Here is a 20,037-nt window from a genome sequence, read left to right on the forward strand (position 1 = left end):
TCAGGGCAAGGTAATCGTCAAATGGGCTGGCCGTGGCGCCAGCTTGACCAGGTCGGCATAGGCCGCCAGCGTGGTTTGCGTATTGCGCGTCAGGTGGGCGCGCAGGCCCAGGTAGGCGCACAGGGCCAGCAGCGCGAAGATGCTGGTCAGGGCCCACAGCGGCACGTCGCTGTGGCGCTTGTTGACCACCTGGTCGGGGCGCTCGGCGCGCGGCGCGAAGCCACGGCTCTTGCCCTTGATATGGGCGATCTCGTCGCCCAGGCGGGCCGTCAGGTAGCTGAGTTTTTCGCCGCCGTCGATCGCATATTTTCCCTGGAAGCCCAGGAGCAGGCACATGTGGAAGACCTGCAGCGCCTGCACCCGCATGGCGCCCTTGCCGCGCAGTGCGTCGAGGCGGTCGAAGAAATGCTCGCCGGCCAGCTGGTCGCCAAAGATCAGCAGTTGCAGCGGGCGCCGTTCCCAGGGCTTGCGGATATCGAACGGCGAAGCGAGGATGATCTCATCGACGGCGGCGCAGAACGCGTACTTTGCCGCTTCGATATCGTCGTCATCGGCGCGCATCTTTTTCGCCTCGCGCGTGTAGTCGGCCAAAAAGGTGTTGATGCGTTCCGTGAAGCCCTGTTCGTCGCCGGGCGAGCCGCCATTCCTCAGCAGGAACAACATGTAGAAGCCTTCATGCATCAGGTCGAGCAGGGCGCTGCCGGCGTTGACGTTGGATGGGGCCGGTCCGGGACCGGGACCGCGTGGGCCCAGCAGCGAGGGCGCCGAGCGCCGTTCGATGAGCTGGCTCATGCCGTCACCGCGATCAGTTCGAGTTGCAGCTCGCGTATGCCGCTCGGCACATACACCGAGATCGACTGCGCCTTGAGCATGTGCTCGTACAAGCCGCCGCGGCTGTCAAGCGCAAAATAATACGTGTCGGGCCGCACGGGAATGGCCGCCGGCACTTGCGGCGCATGCGACAGTTTCACGCCCGGCATGGCCGTCAGCACGCATTTTTCCACGTCGTCGGGTGCGCCCACTTTCACGCGCAGCGGCACGATCTCGACCAGTTCGATGGCCGGCATGGCGGCGCGGATCGCCAGGTACAAGGTGGTGTGCTGGTCGACCTTGCCGGAGTCGAGCTTGCCCAGGTAGTAGGACGGTTTGCTTTCCGCCAGGGCGATGGAAAAGTATTTCGACGAGATGACGGTGTCGAGCAGTTCGCGGATGATGGCGTCGATGGCCGCAAAGCAGGCGCCCGGCTGCGCATGGTCGTAGACGGGCAGGCTGGCCAGCGTATGGTGGCGCGCATAGCTGAGCAGGCCGCCGGCCAGCGACAGCAGCGCCTCGTACAGGCGTTCCGGGTGCAGCGCCGGGTGGCGCGCATAGTGCATCAGGGCGGCGGCGGCCGTGCTGGCCGTATGCAGCAGCCAGAACGACGATACATCGCCGGAGCGGAACTCGATCACGTTGCGGCTCGGTTCGCGATGGTGGCCGTGCAGCACCGCCACCTTGGCCTGCAAGGCGTCGAGCAGGTGTTCGAGCAGGTCCTGCAGGCGCGGCGCGCCGCCGATCGACAGGCTGGGCGCCATGAATGAGGGCACCGGCTCGAAGCCGCCCGTCACCGTGCGGCGCAGCGCGATCAGCGGCAGGCAGTCGTAGGAGCCGCGCGCTTCGCTGTCGGGGATCAGGCGTACGGTCTTTTTCAGGTAGGCCACGTCGGCCACGCTGGCGCCCGTAAACAGGTCGGGCGTGGCGCGCATGGCGTGCGTGTAGCGGGTGTCGGGCGCCGCGCCGGGGCTGCTGGCCTGCGCGGTATAGTTCAGGCCTTCGCGGTTCAGCACGGGCAGGGCGGCATGGTACGTCACTTCCTGCAGCGCGGCCGGCAGCGCGGCCAGGTCGACCGGCGGCGGCAGGCTGTCGCCGCCGCTGCCGTCGCCGGCCGCATCAAAAATTTCGCCGTCGCGAAAGATCGCCGACAGCGCCCGCAGGCGCAGGGTGCCGGTCTTCAGCGCATCGAGATCCCACTGCATGTGCGCCACGCCCCAGGCATATGGATGCAGCGCGCTGGCGGTCTGGTGCAGCCGCGTTTCATGATATTGATCCTGGCGCTGGAAGTGCTGCGGCCGCAAGAACTGGCCCTCTCCCCACAGGACTTTCGCTGCCATGGCCATGCCGTTCTCCTTGTGTCGGTGATGTGAGTGTGTTGACGAGCCTATTCGCAGCGCGCGCCCGCCAGGCCCGCCTGCGCGCCGACGCTCAATGCGCAGGCATGCAGACCGATGGTGACGCCATCGCGCTCGGCGTCGGGCGCGGCAAAGGTGGCGCGCCAGCGCTGGGCGGCGGGTGCGCGAAACAGCGCCACCACGCCGATAAAGGCCGCGTCGCGGCCGACCTTTTCCTGTATCTCGTAGCGCTGGCCCGGCACCAGCAGCACTTCCTGCACTTCCAGCAGGTCGCTGCCCAGCAGCGCCTTTTCCCTGGCCGCGTCCAGGAAGCTGTCGTACGGCGCCTGCTCGAAGGCGGCGCTCTGGCGCAGCTTGTAGATGCGCGCCACCAGCGCCAGCGGCCGGCCTTGCGGATCGGTGTTCAGGCGCTGGCCGGCATGCAGGCGGATGCTGACATTGCGCGGCGGCTTTTGCGCCTCCGGCACTTCGGGCGCCGGCTTGGCCAGGCCCGCCATCTGCAGCGCCGCATTGGCCAGGCCGCCGATGGCACCGCCCGCGCAGCCGGACAGCGGTAGCAGCAGGAAGCAGGCAGCGCAGCGCAGCGGCAGGGAAGGGCACATGGCTGGTCTCTTAAAAAGTAAACGTACGGAAATAAAGTGCTGCCGCTATTTAAACGCATGGCACGGATGGCCGTTTGCGCTGGCACAAACACGATACCTGAGGGTTGAAATGCCTGTGCCAGATCAGTGTTTATTGGCGTTGATGGCACGGCTGAGTGGAACTTATTCTTTGCTGATCAAGCGCAAGCTGGCAAAAAATAGCGCGATCAATAATGGCCTCCACATGGCGTCGCCCTCTTTCCTAGTGGCAGCGTCCTTTACGTGAAGGAAACTCAAGATGAAGTCACGCATGCTTCCGCCCCGCCTGGCCTGCCTGGCCGGCGCCCTCCTGCTGGCCGCCTGCACCACCGCGCCACCGCCCGCCCCCAAGCCGGCGCCGGCACCGACCCTGGCGCAAGTGCTGTCCGAGGCCGACGTGGCCGCGCGCGCCGGCCAGTACGACAAGGCCTACACCTTGCTGGAAAAAGGCGGCAGCGCCTACCCGGCCGACAAGGCGCCATGGCTGCAGATGGCGCAGATGAAATTCGATCGCGGCCAGTACGGTGACGCCATCAGCCATGCGCTCGAAGCGCTCGAGCGCGACCCCGATGACAAAGTCGCCAACAGCATCGTCGCCGTCAGCGGGCTGCGCTTGTCCGGCAAGGCGCTGGCCGACCTGTCGCGGCAAAACAACCTGAATGGCTCGCTGCGTTCGGAAGCGCAGGAACTGGCCAAGCTGCTGCGCGCCAGCATCGGCGAAGACGTGCTGGTGCCGCCGGCCAAGCGCCCGGCGGCCGGTGCCAAGCGCGCGGCGGCATCGTCCGCGCCGGCGCCGGCACCCGCACCGGCGCCCGCGGCAAAAGGCGGCGCCGACCCGTTCAGCGGCCTGAAGTAAGCAGGATTTTTATCGGGCGCCCTGGCGGCGCCTTCCCATCGACTTTGCGAAGGAAACCCCATGGCCAAGCCTGACAGTGTCCAGAAGCGGCTGCAGCAGGTACGTGCGCCGCGCGTGCAGATGACGTATGACGTGGAGATCGGCGACACGATAGAAAACAAGGAGCTGCCCTTCGTGGTCGGCGTGCTGGGCGACTTCGGCGGCGATTCCGAGGTCGAGAAACGGCGCCTGAAAGACCGCAAGTTCGTCGGCATCGACATGGACAACTTCGACGAAGTGCTGGGCAGCGTCGAGCCGGTGGCGCGCTTCCAGGTACAGAACCGCCTGAGCGAGGAAGGCGGCACCTTTCCGGTCGACCTGCGCTTTCGCGCCATGAGCGATTTTCGTCCCGAGTCGGTGGTGCGGCAGGTCGAGCCGCTGCGCCGCCTGCTCGAAGCGCGCACCAAGCTGGCCGACCTGCGCAACAAACTGGCCGGCAACGACAAGCTGGAAGACCTGTTGACGGAAGTGCTGAACAACACCGACAGCCTGGCCGCCCTGCAACCGCAACGCGCGATCAAGGAGGATTGAGATGAATGCACAGGCAGAAATCCAGGCCTCGCCGGCCTTTGCGGCGGGGGCATCGAGCGACCTGCTGGACCAGATCGTCGAACAGAGCCGGGTCGCCAAGTCCGACGCCGAACATGCGCGCGCACGCGACCTGATCGCCGAACTGGTGGGGCAGGTACTCGACGGCACAATGCTGATGTCGGCCAGCCTGTCGGCCACCCTGGACGCGCGGGTGGCGCAGATCGACCAGCTGATTTCGGCCCAGCTGAGCGAAGTGATGCACTCGCCGGCCTTCCAGCAGCTGGAACAAAGCTGGACCGGCCTGCACTACCTGGTCGGCAATTCCGAGACGGGAACGCGGCTGCAGATCCGCATGTTCAACGCCACCAAGCGCGAGCTGGTGAAGGATTTCCAGTCGGCGCTGGAGTTCGACCAGAGCAGCATGTTCAAGAAGATCTACGAAGAAGAATTCGGCACCTTCGGCGGCGCGCCGTTCGCCGCCCTGCTGGGCGACTACGCCATCTCGCGCCAGCCCGAAGACATGTATTTCATCGAGCAGATGTCGCATATCGCCGCCGCCGCCCATGCACCGTTTATCGCCTCGGCCGCGCCGGAACTGTTTGGCCTGGAAACCTATGGCGACCTGGGCAAGCCGCGCGACCTGGCCAAGGTGTTCGACACCATCGAGTACGCCAAATGGAAGGCCTTCCGCGAGTCCGAAGATTCGCGTTACGTGGGCCTGACCTTGCCGCGCTTCCTGGGCCGCCTGCCGTTCAATCCGGTCGATGGCACCACCGTCGAAGGCTTCAACTTTGTCGAGGAAGTCGACGGCAGCGACCATCAGAAATACCTGTGGTGTAACGCCGCCTACGCGTTCGGCAGCAAGCTCACGCGCGCCTTTTCCGACTTCGGCTGGTGCGCGGCGATCCGCGGCGTGGAAGGCGGCGGCCTGGTCGACGACCTGCCGACCCACACCTTCAAGACCGACGAGGGCGACGTGGCCCTGAAATGCCCGGCCGAAGTGGCGATCACCGACCGGCGCGAAAAGGAGTTGTCGGACCTCGGCTTCATCTCGCTGGTGCATTGCAAGAACACGGCGTATGCCGCCTTCTTCGGCGCCCAGTCGACGCAGAAAAGCCGCAAGTACAACAGCGAGGCGGCCAACGCCAATGCGCTGCTGTCGTCGCAGCTGCAATACATCTTTGCCGTTTCGCGCATCGCCCACTACATGAAGGCCATGATGCGCGACAAGATCGGCAGTTTTTCCGCCGCCTCCAATGTCGAGGATTTCCTGAACCGCTGGCTGATGACCTACGTGCTGCTCGACGATAACGCCAGCCAGGAACAGAAGGCCCAGTTCCCGCTGCGCGAAGCGTCGGTGCAGGTGCACGAAGTGCCGGGTCGGCCCGGCGTGTACCGCGCCGTATCGTTTTTGCGGCCCCATTTTCAGCTCGACGAGCTGTCCGTTTCGCTCCGACTGGTCGCGGAGTTGCCGAAGTCGACCAATTCCTGATTCATCCATTTGTTCAACCAGAGGAGCACACCATGGCAATCGATGTATATCTGCAGATAGACGGTATCAAGGGCGAATCGACCGATGACAAGCACAAGGACTGGATCGAGTGCAAATCGGTCAGCTGGAGCGTGGAGCAGCCCAAGTCGGCCACCGCCTCGACCGGCGGCGGCCACACGGCCGAACGCTGCGAGCACAAGGACATCGTCATCTCCAAGCTGGCCGATCTGTCCTCGCCGGTGCTGCTGCAGACCTGCTCGGCCGGCAAGACCATCCCGAAAGCGCGCTTCGAATTCATGCGTGCCGATGGCCAGGGCGAGCGTGTCAAGTACTTTGAAATCGAGATCGAGAACGTGCTGATCGGCGCCGTCACGCCCAACGTGGAAGAAGGCGACATCCTGGGCGAACACGTGGGCTTCAAGTTCTCGAAAGTGAAGTGGAAATACACGCAACAAAAAGTCACCGGCGGCGCCGGCGGCAATACCTCGGGCGGCTGGGACCTGGCCGCCAACCGCGTGGTGTGATGGCGCGGCGTTGAGCCATTGCGCGGCAGGCGCCAGTGCGGCGCCTGCCGCGTCTTTTTCAAGGAGGCCGCATGTCATCTCCATTCAACGCAGCAGCCGGTTTCGTGCCGGGATTGTTCGACCGCCTGATGGGCGAGGGCGCCGCCGGCGGCAATCTGGCGCGGCTGTCGGTGGAACAGTTGAAGGACGCGGTGGCGCGCGACCTCGAAGAACTGCTCAACACGCGCGTGGCCTTGCCGGCCGGCGCGCTCGATGGATTCCCCGAATGCGCCGCCTCCATCGTCAACTACGGCCTGATCGACTTCGCCGGCATGTGCTTGTCGAGCAGCGACGACCGCGCCCGCATCTGCGCCGCCCTGACCGCCGCCATCGAACGCCACGAGCCGCGCTTGCGCCATGTGCGCGCGCGCCTGGAGCGCGAGGCCGGCTCCATCAACCGCGTCAGCTTTGTCATCAGCGCCACCCTGGCCGTGGCGCAGGCCAGTGAACCCGTCAATTTCGACGCCGTGCTGCAGCCATCGTCGCTGCGCTATTCGATCAACCGCAAGGGAGCCGCCGCATGAGCAACAACCTCAAGACCTTGATCGCCAAACTCAATGACACGGCGCGCACGGCCGCCACCCGCGCCGCCAGTATCTGCATGGGGCTGGGCCAGTACGAAGTCGATATCGAACACCTGTTCCTGGCCTTGCTGGAACAGGAGCGCAGCGATGTCGCCGTGGCCGCGCGCCGCAGCGATATCAGCATCACGGCGCTGGAAACGGATCTGCGCCGCGAGATCGGCAGCTTCAAGACCGGCAGCGCGCGCACGCCCGTGTTTTCGCGCCATTTGCCGCTGCTGTTCGAACATGCGTGGCTGATCGCTTCGCTCGGTGCGGCGCAACCGGCGGCGATCCGCAGCCGGCACCTGCTGCTGGCGCTGCTGACCGAGCCGGAACTGTCGCAACTGGCCTATCGCGGCTCCAAGTTGTTTGCGCGCTTCAGCGTCGAGCAGCTGAAACACCATCCCGACAAACTGACGGCCGGATCAACGGAAGAGATCATCGCATCGTCACCGCAGAGCGAGGCGCCAGGCGACGCCGTCGCCACCCTGGCCAGCCAGACGCCGGCGCTAGACCAGTTCACCACCGACCTGACGCAGCTGGCGCGGGACGGCAAGCTCGATCCGGTGATCGGGCGCGAAAACGAGATCCGCCAGGCGGTCGACATCCTGCTGCGCCGGCGCCAGAACAATCCGATTCTTACCGGCGAGGCAGGCGTCGGCAAGACCGCCGTGGTGGAAGGTCTGGCCCTGCGCATCGCCGCCGGCGACGTGCCCGAGGTGCTGCAGGGCGCCCACATCCATGCGCTGGACATGGGCCTGCTGCAGGCCGGCGCCAGCGTCAAGGGCGAGTTTGAAAGCCGGCTGAAAAACGTCATCGATGAAGTCGGCAAAAGCGTCCATCCCATCATCCTGTTTATCGACGAGGCGCACACCATGATCGGCGCCGGCGGCCAGGCGGGCCAGAACGATGCGGCCAACCTGCTCAAGCCAGCGCTGGCGCGCGGCGCCCTGCGCACCATCGCCGCCACCACCTGGAGCGAGTATAAAAAATATTTTGAAAAGGATGCGGCCCTGGCACGGCGTTTCCAGGTGGTGAAAGTGGAGGAGCCCAGCGAGGAGATTGCCTGTGCCATGCTGCGCGCGATGGCGCCGCTGATGGAGCGCCATTTCAATATCCGCGTGCGCGACGAAGCGATTGTCGATGCCGTGCGCCTGTCGCACCGCTATATCAGCGGGCGCCAGCTGCCCGACAAGGCCGTCAGCGTGCTCGATACGGCCTGCGCCCAGGTCGCGCTGGGGCAAAGCGCCACGCCGGCGCAGCTGGAAAGCGCCAGCCGCCAGCTCGAGCGCATCGCCGTTGAAATCGCCGCCCTCGAGCGCGAACAGGCCGGCGGCGAACACACTGGCCAGGCGGCCACCGCGCGGTTGCGGCAACTGCAGGGCGACGCCGAACAGGGCCGGCAGACCATCGCCGCCCTGGCGCAGCGCTGGCAGGCGGAAAAAACGCTGGTGGCGCAGATCACCGCATTGCGCGCCGGCCTGCAGCGCGAGCGCCCCGGCGAAGAGGGCGCTAGCGCCTTGCTGGCGCTGAAGCATGAACTGGCGGCGCTGCAAGGCGAGGCCCCCCTGGCGCCACTGGAAGTCGATGCACAGGTGGTGGCCGGCATCGTCGCCGGCTGGACCGGCATCCCGCTCGGCAAAATGGTCAAAGACGAGATCCGCACCGTATTGAGCCTGGACGCGGCCCTGCGCGAACGGGTGCTGGGCCAGGATCATGTCATCGATGCGGTGGCGCAGCGGGTGCGCACGGCGCGCGCCAATCTCGATGATCCGAACAAGCCGCAGGCGGTGTTCTTGTTTACCGGTCCGTCCGGCACCGGCAAGACCGAAACGGCGCTGGCGCTGGCCGACTTGCTGTATGGCGGCGAGCGCAAACTGATTACCTTGAACATGAGCGAATACCAGGAAGCGCACAGCGTGGCCGGCCTGAAAGGCGCGCCGCCGGGTTACATCGGCTACGGCGAGGGCGGTGTGCTGACCGAGGCCGTGCGGCGCCAGCCCTACAGCGTGGTGCTGCTGGACGAAGCGGAAAAAGCCCATCCCGACGTGCTCGAACTGTTCTTCCAGGTGTTCGACAAGGGCGTGCTCGATGATGCGGAAGGGCGCGAAATCGATTTTCGCAACACCATCATTATCGCCACCTCGAACCTGGGCTCGGGCGCCATGATGGCCGCCTGCCTGAACCAGCCCGAGGGCAGCCTGCCGACGCCCGAAGCGCTGGAGGAACTGGTGCGCCCGCAACTGGTAAAACACTTCAAGCCGGCCTTTTTGGGACGCCTGAAGGTGCTGCCGTTCTACCCCTTGAACGACGCCGTGCTGGCCGAGATCATCGGGCTTAAACTGGCGCGCATCGGCCAGCGCATCGCGCTCAACCACCAGGCCCGCTTCAGTCATGACGAGGCGCTGGTCGAAGCGGTGCTGGCGCGCTGCACCGAAGTCGATTCGGGCGCGCGCAATGTCGACCAGATACTCAATGGCAGCGTGCTGCCCGAGATCGCCGTGGCGGTGCTGGCGCGCATGGCCGACGCGCTGCCGCTGTCCAGCATCCACGTGGGCGCCGATGCCCACGGCCAGTTCACCTATACCATCCACTGAGGGGAGCGCACCATGTTCAACCTGGACCAACTGCTGCAGCCGGTCAGCCCGATCAAGCCCTGCGGCGAGGACCTCACCTTCAGCCAGGAACTCGACGCGATTGCCCGCGCGCGCCAGCACGACGACCCCAGCCTGGACCAGGGCGAGTGGGTGGTGGCATTGAAGGAAGCCGACTGGCCCTTCGTCGCCACCCGCTGCGAGCAGTTGATCGCCTCGCACAGCAAGGACTTGCGGGTGGCCGTCTGGCTGGCCGAGGCGCACGCCAAGACGCGCCATTTTCGCGGCCTGGGCGACGGCTTTGCGCTGTTGGCGGGCCTGTGCGAGCGCTATTGGGATGGCCTGTATCCGCCGATCGAGGGCGGCGACCCGGAACAGCGCATCGGCAACCTGTTCTGGCTGTTGACGCGCACGCCGCAACTGGTGCGCGAGGTGCCGCTGACCGATGGCGCCGACGGCCGGTTCTCCTTGCAGGACTTCGATGCGGCGCGCCAGCGCGCGGCGGCCAGTGCGCAAACGCCGGACCAGGGCTGGGGCGATGTGCGCCAGGAAGAGGGCGCGACGCTGGCGCAGATGGAAGCGGCGCGGCAGAAAAACGCACGCCAGTTCAGCGACGCCCTGCTGGCCGACGCGCAGTACTGCATGCAGTCGCTGCTGGCGCTGGAACGTTGCGTCGACGCGCGTTTCGGCATCGATGGCCCGAGCTTTCGCGCCGCCCGCGAGGCGCTGGAAAACGCCATCCATTTCATCGCGCCCATGCCGCTGGGCGCCGAACTGGTGGCGGCGCTGCCCGGTGCGCCGGCGGCGCATGGCGTCGGCAATGTCGGCGCCATCGTGCAGCGCCAGCAGGCGCTGGCCCAGCTGCGCCAGGTGGCCGATTTTTTCCGCCGCACCGAGCCGCATAGCCCGGTGGCCTACCTGGCCGACAAGGCGGCCAGCTGGGGCGAGATGCCGCTGCACCTGTGGCTGCGCGCCGTCGTCAAGGATCAGGGTACCCTGGCACAGCTCGACGAGATGCTGGGCAGCGATGGCACGGCAGGATAAGCGCGCTGCCGCCGTGGCACGCTACAATCGGCCTCACCCATCTGTCCGGAGTACACCATGAAAAAACTGCTGTTGCCGCTGCTGTTCACTGCATTGCTGGCCGGCTGCGTCGGCCGTCCCGACAATATTGTTCCGGTAAGCAATTTCAATACCACCAAATACCTGGGCAAATGGTATGAAATCGCCCGCCTCGACCATTCCTTCGAACGGGGCCTGAGCCATGTGACGGCCGATTACAGCCTGCGCCAGGACGGCGGCCTGAAAGTGGTCAATCGCGGCTACAAGGAGGCGGACGCCATCTGGAAAGAATCCGAAGGCAAGGCATATTTTGTCGACAAGAAGGACGAAGGCTTTCTGAAAGTGTCGTTTTTCGGCCCCTTCTATGGCTCCTACATCGTCTTCGACCTGGACCAGCAGGACTACAGCTATTCGATGATCAGCGGTCCCGACAAATCGTATTTCTGGCTGCTGTCGCGCACGCCCACCATGGATGCGGCCTTGCAGAAGCGCCTGATTGATAAAGCGCAAACGCTCGGTTTTGATACCACGAAGCTGATTATCGTGAAGCAGAACTGAGCCACGTTTGACGTTGTTGCTTTTTTGAATCTTCGTCCTTGCAATACCCATCTGATACGCTCACAATCAGCATCAGAACGCGCCGCGCCTGCGGACTACGCGTCGACTTTTTCAGATAGGGGACTGCATCATGAAAAACCTCAAGATCGGCGTACGTCTCGGTGGAGGTTTTGCCGCGGTACTGGCGTTGCTTACCACCCTCACCGTGGTCGGCATCGTGCAGATGCAACATGCCAGCAAACAGACCGATGAACTGGTCAATGTCAAGGTGCGCAACGAGCGCCTGATCGGTGAATGGGCCAAGGTCATCGAAGTCAACGCGGCGCGCACGGCGGCGGCCTGGAAGGTCAGCGACCCCGAACACCAGAAGCAATTCGAAAAGGAAATGGCGGCCTCGTCCGCACGTGCCACGGAGATCCAGGACGCGATCGGCAAGAGCCAGCTGAACGCCCAGGAACAATCGCTGTACCAGGACGTGCTCGCCACCCGCAAGGCCTACACGGAAGTGCGCAAGAATGTGTTCAAGGCCAAGAATGCGGGCGACCTGGAACTGGGCAAGCGTTTGTATGAAGGCGAGATGGCCGCCAAGCGCGATATTTACCTGGCTTCGCTGGATAAACTGGCCAAGCTGGAAGCGCAGCTGCTCGACGTGACGGCCGGCGAGATCCGCGCCGGCTACGAAAACGGCCGCTTGCTGCTGGCCTCGCTGGGCGTGGCGGCCATCCTGCTGGGCATCGCCTGCGCCTACTGGATCACGCGCTCGATCACGCGGCCCATCACGCGCGCCGTGGAAGTGGCGCAAGCCGTGTCGACGGGCGACCTGACCAGCGATATCGTGGTCGACAGCACGGACGAAACCGGGCAATTGATGCACGCGCTGAAAGACATGAACGACAAGCTGGTCAGCATCGTCGGCCAGGTGCGCGCCAGCACCGATTCCATCGGCACCGCGTCGAGCGAAATTGCGGCCGGTAACCTCGATCTGTCCTCGCGTACCGAACAGCAGGCCAGCTCGCTCGAAGAAACCGCCTCGTCGATGGAAGAACTGACCTCGACCGTGAAACTCAATGCCGACAACGCGCGCAGCGCCAACCAGTTGGCGATCGACGCCTCGCAGATCGCCAGCCGCGGCGGCGCGGTGGTGTCGGAAGTGGTCAGCACCATGGGCTCGATCAACGATTCCTCGCGCAAGATTGTCGACATCATCAGCGTGATCGATGCGATTGCTTTCCAGACCAATATCCTGGCCCTGAATGCGGCCGTCGAGGCGGCGCGCGCGGGCGAGCAGGGCCGGGGCTTTGCCGTGGTGGCCAGCGAGGTGCGCAACCTGGCCCAGCGTTCCAGCCAGGCCGCCAGGGAAATCAAGGGGCTGATCGACGACTCCGTGCAAAAAGTCGAGGCCGGTTCGCAACTGGTGGACAAGGCCGGCCGCACCATGGATGAAATCGTGCAGAGCATCAGCCATGTGACGCAGATCATGAACCAGATCACCGACGCCAGCGAAGAGCAGCGCGCCGGCATCGAACAGGTCAACCAGGCCATCGGCCAGATGGACCAGGTGACCCAGCAAAACGCGGCGCTGGTGGAAGAAGCGGCGGCCGCCGCCGAATCGATGCAGGAACAGGCGTCGCGCCTGACCGACGTGGTGGGCCTGTTCAAGCTCGACGCCAGGCAGGTGACGCGCGCGGTGGCCGCCGCACCCGTGACGACACGCCGTCCGCTTGCCGTCGCGGCCCCCGGCAAGCCACGCAAGGCAGTGGCGGCCACTGCCGGCGACTGGGAAGAGTTTTAAGCGCCAGCAAGGGTGGGGCGCTACAATCGCGGTCCTGATGCATAGACCGCCCCGCCATGATGTTAACCGTTGATCCCGTTTCCTCCCGACGCGAACGCTGCGTCACCTGTTTGCGCGCGCAGTCCGGCTGCATCTGCCAGTGGGTGCGGCCGCTGCCGCACCAGGTCGAGATATTGCTGCTGCAGCATCCGCTGGAAGTGCACAACGCCAAGGGCAGCGCGCGCCTGTTGCACCTGAGCCTGCCCAACAGCAGACTGGTCGCCGGCGAAGCGTTTGCTGCCGGGGAACTGGACGCGCTGCTGGCCGGCAAGCATAACGTCCTGCTGTATCCCGATACGCCAGGCGACCGCTCGCTGGGCATCGCGCCACCGCCGCCGCTCGCTGCCTCGCTGCTGCTCGACCCGGCCGGCTTGCGGCTGGTGGTGCTGGACGCCACCTGGCGCAAGAGCCGCAAGATGCTGTACCTCAATCCCGCCCTGCAGCGCCTGCCACGTTTGCCGCTGCGCGACACGCCGCCATCCCACTATCTGATCCGCAAGGCGCATGCGCCGGACCAGTTGTCGACCCTGGAAGCGACTTGCTACGCGCTGATGCAGCTCGAAGAGGAGGCCGCCCGTTTTGCACCGCTGATCACCGCATTTGACGGCTTTGTCGCTCAACAGTTGAGCTATATCACGGCATTTGATGCAAAAGGCATGAAATAAGCGAGTGACCACTCTTGATCTTGCCTTGATAGCGGCATAGTATACTGTACGTATATACAGTTGATGGGGCCGTTCATGAAAGCAATCTTCCCGGAACATGAAGACAGTTTTGCCGGCCAGGTGATGCTGCCGCCGCAATCGCTCAAGGCGCGCAAGGGGCGCGGCGCCGTCTCCAACCTGCAGGGCCGCTACGAGGTGCACGGGCGCGAGGGCTTCGATGATGGCTGGAGCGCACCCGTCGAAGAAGGCGAGGAGGCCGCCAGCCCCTGGAAAACCCAGGTCAGCGACGAGCAGGCGCGCACCATTCTGTCGCGCAACACGTCGCCCGACCTGCCGTTCGGCGTCTCGCTCAACCCGTATCGCGGCTGCGAGCACGGCTGCATCTACTGCTTCGCGCGCCCCACGCACAGCTACCTGGGCCTGTCGCCGGGCCTCGATTTCGAAAGCCGCATCTTTGCCAAGGTCAACGCACCCGAACTGCTGCGGCGCGAACTGGCCAAGCCGTCGTATGTCGCCGAACCGATCGCGCTGGGCGTCAACACCGACGCCTACCAGCCCTGCGAGCGCGAACGGCAGCTGACGCGGCGCGTGCTGGAAGTGCTGCACGAATGCGACCATCCTGTAGGCCTGATCACCAAGTCGTCGCTGATCGAGCGCGATATCGATCTGCTGGCGCCGATGGCGGCCAGGCGCCTGGCGTCGGTGGCGATCACCCTCACCACGCTGGACCCGGCCATTTCGCGCACGCTGGAGCCGCGCGCGGCCGCCCCGGCGCGGCGCCTGCGCACCATCCGCACCCTGACCGACGCCGGCATTCCCGTCGGCGTCAGCATCGCCCCCATTATCCCGTTCGTGACCGAACCGGAAATCGAACAGTTATTGGAAGCGGTGCGCGACGCCGGCGCCATCAACGCCCATTACGTGGTGCTGCGCCTGCCGTGGGAAGTCAATCCGCTGTTCCAGCAATGGCTGGAAGCGCATTTCCCCGAGCGCGCCCAGCGCGTGATGAACCGCGTGCGCGAAATGCGTGGCGGCAAGGATTACGACAGCAGCTTCGGCGCGCGCATGCATGGCGAAGGCGTGTGGGCCGACCTGATACGCCAGCGCTTCGAGAAAGCCGTGCACCGCCTGGGCCTGCACGGCAAGGGCGGCCGCTTCAAGCAGCTCGACAGCACCCGGTTTCGCCGTCCGCTGGTGGTGCCGCCGTTGGGGCTCAAGACAAAAGGTGGCAATGTGGGGCAGCTGGATTTGTTTTGAATGCGTGTTTTGAGTACGGCCTGACCCTTGCATGCGTCGCTGCAAGCTGTCGTTCTTCCCCCTTCCTGCCGGTCGACAGGCGCGCCAGCGGCACCCCGCACAGGGCCTGGCGATTGATTACCACCAATACTTCCTGCTGATATAATACTTTTAATCAAGTTATAGACGAACTTCGCGCCCCCGGTGCTCACGCCATTGTCCCCGCACCGCAAGCCCAGCCCATGAGCTCCCTTTTCGACCACGAGATCATCGAACAGCTCCATAGCGGGCCGCGTTCGCTGGTCTGGCGTGCCAGGGCGTTTGACGGCACGGCGCTGATCGTCAAGGTGCCGAATCAGCAGTTTCCATCGTTTCAGCAAGTGGCGAACTTCAAGCGCGAGTATGCCAGCGCGCGCCTGTGCCGCCATCCGGGCGTCGTGCAGCCGCTGGCGCTGCAGCAGCATGGCGGTCGCTGGACCATGATCCAGGAAGACACGGGCGGCCAGGCGCTTGACCAGGTGCTGCGCGCGCAGCTGGCGGCACGCCAGGCGCCGTCGCAGAGCGCGCTGGCGCTGGACGATTTCTTCGATATCGCGCTGCAATTGTGCGCGGCGGTCGAGGCGGTTCATCGGCAGGGCATGATGCACAAGGACATCAATCCGGCCAACCTGGTCTGGAATGGCGATACGCGCGTGCTGCAGCTGATTGATTTCGGCGTGGCCTGCCAGCTGGCGTCCGAGCAGCAGGGCGCCGCTACTACGCGGCATCTGGAAGGCACGCTGCGCTACATGGCGCCGGAACAGACCGGGCGCATGAACCGGCGGGTCGATCAGCGCGCCGATTTCTACGCGCTCGGCATCACTTTTTACGAACTGCTGGCCGGCCAGGTGCCGTTCGATGCCAGCGACGAGATGGAGCTGGTGCATTGCCATCTTGCGCGCAGTCCGGACTGGTCGCATCCGGCGCTGGCCAGCCTGCCAGGCCAGTTGCTGCCCATCCTCCAGCGCCTGCTGGAAAAGAATCCCGAGCAGCGCTACCAGAGCCTGCAAGGCTTGCGCAGCGACCTTGCCGCATGCCGCGCGCCGCTGCAGGACCAGCCACGCCAGCTGTCGTTTCATGACGCCCGCTTCCGTGTGCCATCAACCTTGCACGGACGCGACGACGCCGTCGCCAGCTTGCTGGCGGCGCTGGAACGCAGCGCCGGCGGCGCGTGCGAGATGCTGCTGGTGGCTGGCGAGTCAGGCATCGGCAAGTCGGCGCTGGTGCAGGAAGTGCAGCAGTCCATCAGCGCCAGGAGCGGCTATTTTTTGTCCGGCAAACTGGACCTGCTGCAACGCGACGTGCCGTATGCCGCCCTGGTCCAGGCCTTCCAGGCGCTGGTGCACCAGCTGCTGGGGCAGTCTGCGGAAACGCTGCGCCAGTGGGCCGGCAAACTGCACGAGGCCCTGGGCAGCGGCCTGGGCGCGATGGTCGAACTGATGCCCCAGTTGGCCTTGATCGTCGGCCCCGTCGACGCGGTGCCGGCCGCCACGCCGTCTCAGGTCCAGTTGCGCCTGGACCGCCTGTTTCCCCGCTTCGTCGACGTGTTCGCCTCCGCGGGGCAGCCGCTGGTGCTGTTTCTCGACGACCTGCAATGGGCCGATGCGGCCACCTTGAGGATGCTCGAACTGCTGATGGTGTCCCGCGACAAGAGCCGCATGCTGATCATCGGCGCCTACCGCAACAACGAAGTGGGCGCCGCTCATCCCCTCAGTGCGCTGCGCAACAAGCTGCTGGGCCGCGGCGCACGCGTGACAACGCTGGCGCTGCGCGCCTTGACCGAGCCGCAGGTAGCGCAGATGGTCTCGGCCACCGTGCGCGTGGCGGTGCCCGGCTGCGCCGCGCTGACCCGCATTTGCTACCGCAAGACCGCCGGCAATCCCTTTTTTCTCAAGCAGTTCCTCGGTGCGCTCCATGATGACGGTCATCTGCGCTACCGGGCGGCGGAAGATTGCTGGGACTGGGACCTGGCGGCGATCGAGCAGGCCAGGTATACCGACAACGTGGTCGAGGCGCTGCTGGCGAAAATCCGCCGCCTGCCCGCAGCGACGCAGCAGCTGCTGCAGCTGGCGGCGTCGAGCGGCAACCGCTTCACCCTGGACACGCTGGCGCTGGCCATGCGGCGCACGTCCTTGCACGCGCAGCAGGATATGGCGCCGGCGCTCGTTGCCGGCCTGGTCCAGCCGCTCGCTGGCGATGATGGCGGCCGCTACCAGTTCCTGCATGACCGGGTGCAGCAGGCGGCCTATCTGGCGGCGGATGCGGATGGGCGCGCGGCCAACCATCTGCTGCTCGGCCGCTTGCTGCTGGCGCAGGCCGGCGAGCAACAGCAGGACGGCCAGCTGTTTGAAATCGTCGAGCAGCTCAACGCCGGCCGTGCGCTGATCGACGACGCCGGCGAAAGAGTGCGACTGGCGGCGCTGAACCTGCGCGCGGGCGAGAAAGCCCGGCGTTCGGCCGCCTTCCAGGCCACGCTGGAACACATGCGCATCGGTCTGGCGCTGCTGCCAGGCGAGGCCTGGCACGGTGACGACGTTCTGTGGCTCGACCTGCAGCTGGGCGCGGCGGAAGCGAGCTATCTGTGTGGCCAGTTCGATGCCGCCGAAGCGATCCATGAGCTGGTGCGCGCCCGCACCCTGGCGCCGCTATTGCAGGTGCGCCGCATCGCGATCCAGGCGCACCAGTATCAATTGCAGGGCCGCCTGCTGGAAGCCATCGCCGTGCAGCGCGAGGCGCTGGCGCTGCTGGGCATGGACATTGCGCACGATGTGGCGCAGATGAAGGCGCGCTTCGACGCGATTCGCGTCGAGATCGGGCAACTGCCTGGCGCCTGTGCGCCGCACACCTTGCTGGCGGCCGGCGACATGCTGGATCCGGCCGACGTGGCCGCGATGCAGATGATGCATGGCCTGTGGATGGCCAGCTATTACGCCGGTCAACAGGATCTCAGTGCGCTGATGGTGGTGTCGATGACACGGCTGTCGATGCAGCGTGGCAGCAGCGATTTCAGCGCCGTCGCCTATGTCGGCTACGCCATGATGATTGCGCTGTACGAGGGCGATGCGGCGCGCGGCCATGATTTCGGCGCCATGGCCTTGTCGCTGGCCAGGCGCCGCGCCAATCTGCAGGCGCGTACCCAGACGGGCCTGATGTTCGCCGCGCTGTCCAGCCACTGGACGCAGCCGCTGCGCAGTTCCGATGCCCTGTACGAAGAAGCCCTGGGCTGGGCGCTGGAAATCGGCGACTTCGTCCAGGTCGGGGTGGTGGCGTCCGTGCGCGCCACCGAGCGGCTGATCCTGGGCGACCACTTGCCGCACCTGATGCTCGATATCGAGCAGGACATGGCCCTGATGCGCGCCAACGGCCAGCAGGCGATGGCCGATTGCTGCGTCGCCGGCGCCGTTGCACCGATCAGGTGCCTGATGGGGCTGTCACCGCGCCACGACAGCTACGACGATGCGGGCTTCAGCGAGGCCGGTTTCCTGGAACAATATGGCGACTCGAAACTGTACCGTGCCTATTTTTTGCAAGGGAAGATACGCAACGCCTACCTGTTCGACAGTGGCGATGCCGAGCCGCTGGCCGCGCAACTGGGCAGCGTCACCGGCATCATGCGCGGCCAGGCCAAGGTGGTCGAGTCCAGTTTCTATGCCGCGCTGATCTGGCTGCGTGCCCTGCGGCGCGATCCCGCACGCGTTGATGCGGCCGACCTGCTGGCGCTGATCGACACGCTGCTGCACAGTCTTGCCGCGTGGGCCGGGCAGGGCTCGGACACCAGCATCGCCAGGCATCTGCTGGTGCAGGCCGAGATGGCGCGCTACCGCAACGAACTGCAGCTTGCCACGCGCCGCTACCAGCAGGCGATCGACGCCGCCGGCCTGGCCGGTCATGTGAACATGCAAGCGCTGGCCAACGAGCTTTGCGGCGAATGCTGGCTGGAGCAGGAGCAGCCGCGCGTGGCCGCCGTCTTCATGATGGACGCCATCGCCCATTACGGCCAGTGGGGTGCCGAGGGCAAGGTGACGCAACTGCGCGCGCGCCACGCCGCGCCGCTGTCGAGGGCGCAGGCCCGCCATGCGCAAGGGCAGGCGCAGGCCGGTGCGCGCATGCAGGGCGGCTCCGCGCTCGACATGGTGTCGCTGCTGAAAGCGGCCACCATCCTGTCGAACGAAGTCGGCCTGCGCAACGTGCTGACACGCCTGATTGCCATCGTCTGCGAAAACGCCGGCGCACAGGTGGCGCGCCTGCTGCTGCTGTCCGATGGCGCCTACCATGTCGAGGCCGAGATTGACGGCGATGCCATCACCGTGCTGCAATCGCGCCAGCTCGACCTCGATGCGGCCGGCGACCCGCAGTTCCCGCTGTCGCTGCTGCGCTACGTCATCCGCACTGGCATCGAAGTGATCGAAGACGGCGTTACGGGCATGTCGCGCTTTGCCGCCGACCCTTACGTGCGGCAGCATGCGCGCGCCGTGATGTGCCTGCCGATCCGGCACGGCGGCCAGATCGATGGCATCCTGTACTTCGAGAACCGGCTGACCGATGCCTCTTTCACGCATGAACGCGTCACCTTTTTGCGCATGCTGGGCGCCCAGGCGATGATCTCGATCGCCAGCGCCAGGCTGCATGACAGCCTGGAACGGCGCGTTGCCGAACGTACCGAACAGCTGGAGGACGCCAACCGCAAGCTGGCGACCTTGTCGATCACCGATGGCCTGACCGGCCTGGCGAACCGGCGCCATTTCGACGACGTGCTGCGCAGCGAACATGCGCGCTCGATGCGCACCGGCCAGCCGCTGTCGGTCATCATGCTCGATGTCGATTATTTCAAGCGCTACAACGACCGCTACGGGCATCAGGCCGGTGACGCATGCCTGATCCGCGTGGCGCAGGCGCTTGCCGGCCGCATGCGGCGCACAAGCGACCTGACGGCGCGCTACGGCGGCGAAGAGTTTTCGATCGTGCTGCCTGACACGGACGCGCAAGAGGCGTGGCATATCGGCGAAGCGCTGCGCAGCGCCATTGAGACGCTCGGCATCGTCCACGCCGGTGCGGATGCGGGACAGGTGACGATCAGCGTGGGCATCGCGGTCCAGCCGGCGCCGTGCGCCCTTGATCCCGACGCGCTGTTGCGCCTGGCCGACGCCGCGCTGTATGGCGCCAAGGACGCCGGGCGCAACTGCGTGGTGGTGCGGGAACTGTCGCCCACCTGAGCCAGCC

Annotated in this window: 15 protein-coding genes; 12 read left to right on the forward strand and 3 right to left on the reverse strand. The window is 65.6% G+C overall.

The genetic code is table 11. The features are described 5' to 3' along the window. Genes icmH through tssJ form a run of 3 tightly spaced genes read right to left on the reverse strand, consistent with a single transcriptional unit; the run spans position 1 to position 2,770 of the window. A complete protein-coding gene (gene icmH / locus Q8L25_RS13720) occupies positions 1–792 on the reverse strand; it encodes a type IVB secretion system protein IcmH/DotU (RefSeq protein ID WP_308925349.1) in 792 nt (263 codons plus the stop codon). Next, positions 789–2,156 (reverse strand): type VI secretion system baseplate subunit TssK, encoded by a 1,368-nt coding sequence (gene tssK, locus Q8L25_RS13725; protein WP_308925350.1) that lies wholly within the window; start codon positions 2,154–2,156, stop codon positions 789–791. The genes icmH and tssK overlap by 4 nt, the downstream gene beginning before the upstream one ends. 41 nt (positions 2,157–2,197) lie before the next feature. Further along, complete coding sequence (tssJ, locus tag Q8L25_RS13730) at positions 2,198–2,770, reverse strand: type VI secretion system lipoprotein TssJ (protein WP_308925351.1); 573 nt, start codon at positions 2,768–2,770, stop codon at positions 2,198–2,200. Between the two features lie 289 nt (positions 2,771–3,059). On the opposite strand from tssJ, the gene Q8L25_RS13735 reads away from it, so the two are divergent. The 12 genes from Q8L25_RS13735 (at position 3,060) to Q8L25_RS13790 (ending at position 20,030) form a co-directional block, all read left to right on the forward strand. Next, positions 3,060–3,644 carry a tetratricopeptide repeat protein gene (locus tag Q8L25_RS13735; RefSeq protein WP_308925352.1) on the forward strand — a complete coding sequence of 195 codons (585 nt, stop codon included), beginning with the start codon at positions 3,060–3,062 and terminating at the stop codon, positions 3,642–3,644. 60 nt (positions 3,645–3,704) lie between these two features. Further along, positions 3,705–4,214: a type VI secretion system contractile sheath small subunit gene (gene tssB / locus Q8L25_RS13740; RefSeq protein WP_308925353.1), complete on the forward strand. Its 510-nt coding sequence runs from the start codon at positions 3,705–3,707 to the stop codon at positions 4,212–4,214. Position 4,215: 1 nt separating this feature from the next. After that, entirely contained in the window at positions 4,216–5,706 is a 1,491-nt protein-coding gene (gene tssC / locus Q8L25_RS13745; RefSeq protein ID WP_308925354.1) for a type VI secretion system contractile sheath large subunit, read from the forward strand. 32 nt (positions 5,707–5,738) lie between these two features. After that, positions 5,739–6,230 (forward strand): type VI secretion system tube protein Hcp, encoded by a 492-nt coding sequence (locus Q8L25_RS13750; protein WP_065310606.1) that lies wholly within the window; start codon positions 5,739–5,741, stop codon positions 6,228–6,230. 71 nt (positions 6,231–6,301) lie between these two features. Then, positions 6,302–6,793 (forward strand): type VI secretion system baseplate subunit TssE, encoded by a 492-nt coding sequence (gene tssE / locus Q8L25_RS13755; RefSeq protein WP_308925355.1) that lies wholly within the window; start codon positions 6,302–6,304, stop codon positions 6,791–6,793. Next, positions 6,790–9,429, forward strand: coding sequence for a type VI secretion system ATPase TssH (gene tssH, locus Q8L25_RS13760; protein ID WP_308925356.1), 2,640 nt, complete (start codon positions 6,790–6,792; stop codon positions 9,427–9,429). Before tssE ends, tssH begins: the two co-directional genes overlap by 4 nt. 12 nt (positions 9,430–9,441) lie before the next feature. Next, positions 9,442–10,470, forward strand: coding sequence for a type VI secretion system protein TssA (tssA, locus tag Q8L25_RS13765; protein ID WP_308925357.1), 1,029 nt, complete (start codon positions 9,442–9,444; stop codon positions 10,468–10,470). Between the two features lie 57 nt (positions 10,471–10,527). Further along, positions 10,528–11,046, forward strand: coding sequence for a lipocalin family protein (locus tag Q8L25_RS13770; protein ID WP_308925358.1), 519 nt, complete (start codon positions 10,528–10,530; stop codon positions 11,044–11,046). A 130-nt stretch (positions 11,047–11,176) separates the two neighbouring features. Next, positions 11,177–12,838 carry a methyl-accepting chemotaxis protein gene (locus Q8L25_RS13775; protein WP_308925359.1) on the forward strand — a complete coding sequence of 554 codons (1,662 nt, stop codon included), beginning with the start codon at positions 11,177–11,179 and terminating at the stop codon, positions 12,836–12,838. A 56-nt stretch (positions 12,839–12,894) separates the two neighbouring features. Beyond that, complete coding sequence (locus Q8L25_RS13780) at positions 12,895–13,542, forward strand: tRNA-uridine aminocarboxypropyltransferase (RefSeq protein WP_308925360.1); 648 nt, start codon at positions 12,895–12,897, stop codon at positions 13,540–13,542. A gap of 123 nt (positions 13,543–13,665) precedes the next feature. Then, on the forward strand, positions 13,666–14,799 hold the full coding sequence (locus Q8L25_RS13785; RefSeq protein ID WP_308925718.1) for a PA0069 family radical SAM protein: 1,134 nt from the start codon (positions 13,666–13,668) through the stop codon (positions 14,797–14,799). A gap of 221 nt (positions 14,800–15,020) precedes the next feature. Further along, positions 15,021–20,030, forward strand: a complete 5,010-nt coding sequence (locus tag Q8L25_RS13790; RefSeq protein WP_308925361.1) for a diguanylate cyclase — start codon at positions 15,021–15,023, stop codon at positions 20,028–20,030. The last annotated feature ends 7 nt before the right edge of the window (positions 20,031–20,037 follow it).

This window comes from Janthinobacterium sp. J1-1 (assembly GCF_030944405.1).
Lineage (GTDB): Bacteria > Pseudomonadota > Gammaproteobacteria > Burkholderiales > Burkholderiaceae_D > Janthinobacterium.

Bases quoted from the DNA above. Each gene is read 5' to 3' on its own strand.
- Q8L25_RS13770 (WP_308925358.1), top strand. From the start codon at position 10,528: ATGAAAAAACTGCTGTTGCCGCTGCTGTTCACTGCATTGCTGGCCGGC.
- Q8L25_RS13785 (WP_308925718.1), top strand. From the start codon at position 13,666: ATGCTGCCGCCGCAATCGCTCAAGGCGCGCAAGGGGCGCGGCGCCGTC.
- tssE (WP_308925355.1), top strand. From the start codon at position 6,302: ATGTCATCTCCATTCAACGCAGCAGCCGGTTTCGTGCCGGGATTGTTC.
- tssC (WP_308925354.1), top strand. From the start codon at position 4,216: ATGAATGCACAGGCAGAAATCCAGGCCTCGCCGGCCTTTGCGGCGGGG.
- tssJ (WP_308925351.1), bottom strand. From the start codon at position 2,770: ATGTGCCCTTCCCTGCCGCTGCGCTGCGCTGCCTGCTTCCTGCTGCTA.
- icmH (WP_308925349.1), bottom strand. From the start codon at position 792: ATGAGCCAGCTCATCGAACGGCGCTCGGCGCCCTCGCTGCTGGGCCCA.
- tssB (WP_308925353.1), top strand. From the start codon at position 3,705: ATGGCCAAGCCTGACAGTGTCCAGAAGCGGCTGCAGCAGGTACGTGCG.
- Q8L25_RS13735 (WP_308925352.1), top strand. From the start codon at position 3,060: ATGCTTCCGCCCCGCCTGGCCTGCCTGGCCGGCGCCCTCCTGCTGGCC.
- tssH (WP_308925356.1), top strand. From the start codon at position 6,790: ATGAGCAACAACCTCAAGACCTTGATCGCCAAACTCAATGACACGGCG.
- Q8L25_RS13775 (WP_308925359.1), top strand. From the start codon at position 11,177: ATGAAAAACCTCAAGATCGGCGTACGTCTCGGTGGAGGTTTTGCCGCG.
- Q8L25_RS13750 (WP_065310606.1), top strand. From the start codon at position 5,739: ATGGCAATCGATGTATATCTGCAGATAGACGGTATCAAGGGCGAATCG.
- tssA (WP_308925357.1), top strand. From the start codon at position 9,442: ATGTTCAACCTGGACCAACTGCTGCAGCCGGTCAGCCCGATCAAGCCC.
- tssK (WP_308925350.1), bottom strand. From the start codon at position 2,156: ATGGCCATGGCAGCGAAAGTCCTGTGGGGAGAGGGCCAGTTCTTGCGG.
- Q8L25_RS13780 (WP_308925360.1), top strand. From the start codon at position 12,895: ATGATGTTAACCGTTGATCCCGTTTCCTCCCGACGCGAACGCTGCGTC.
- Q8L25_RS13790 (WP_308925361.1), top strand. From the start codon at position 15,021: ATGAGCTCCCTTTTCGACCACGAGATCATCGAACAGCTCCATAGCGGG.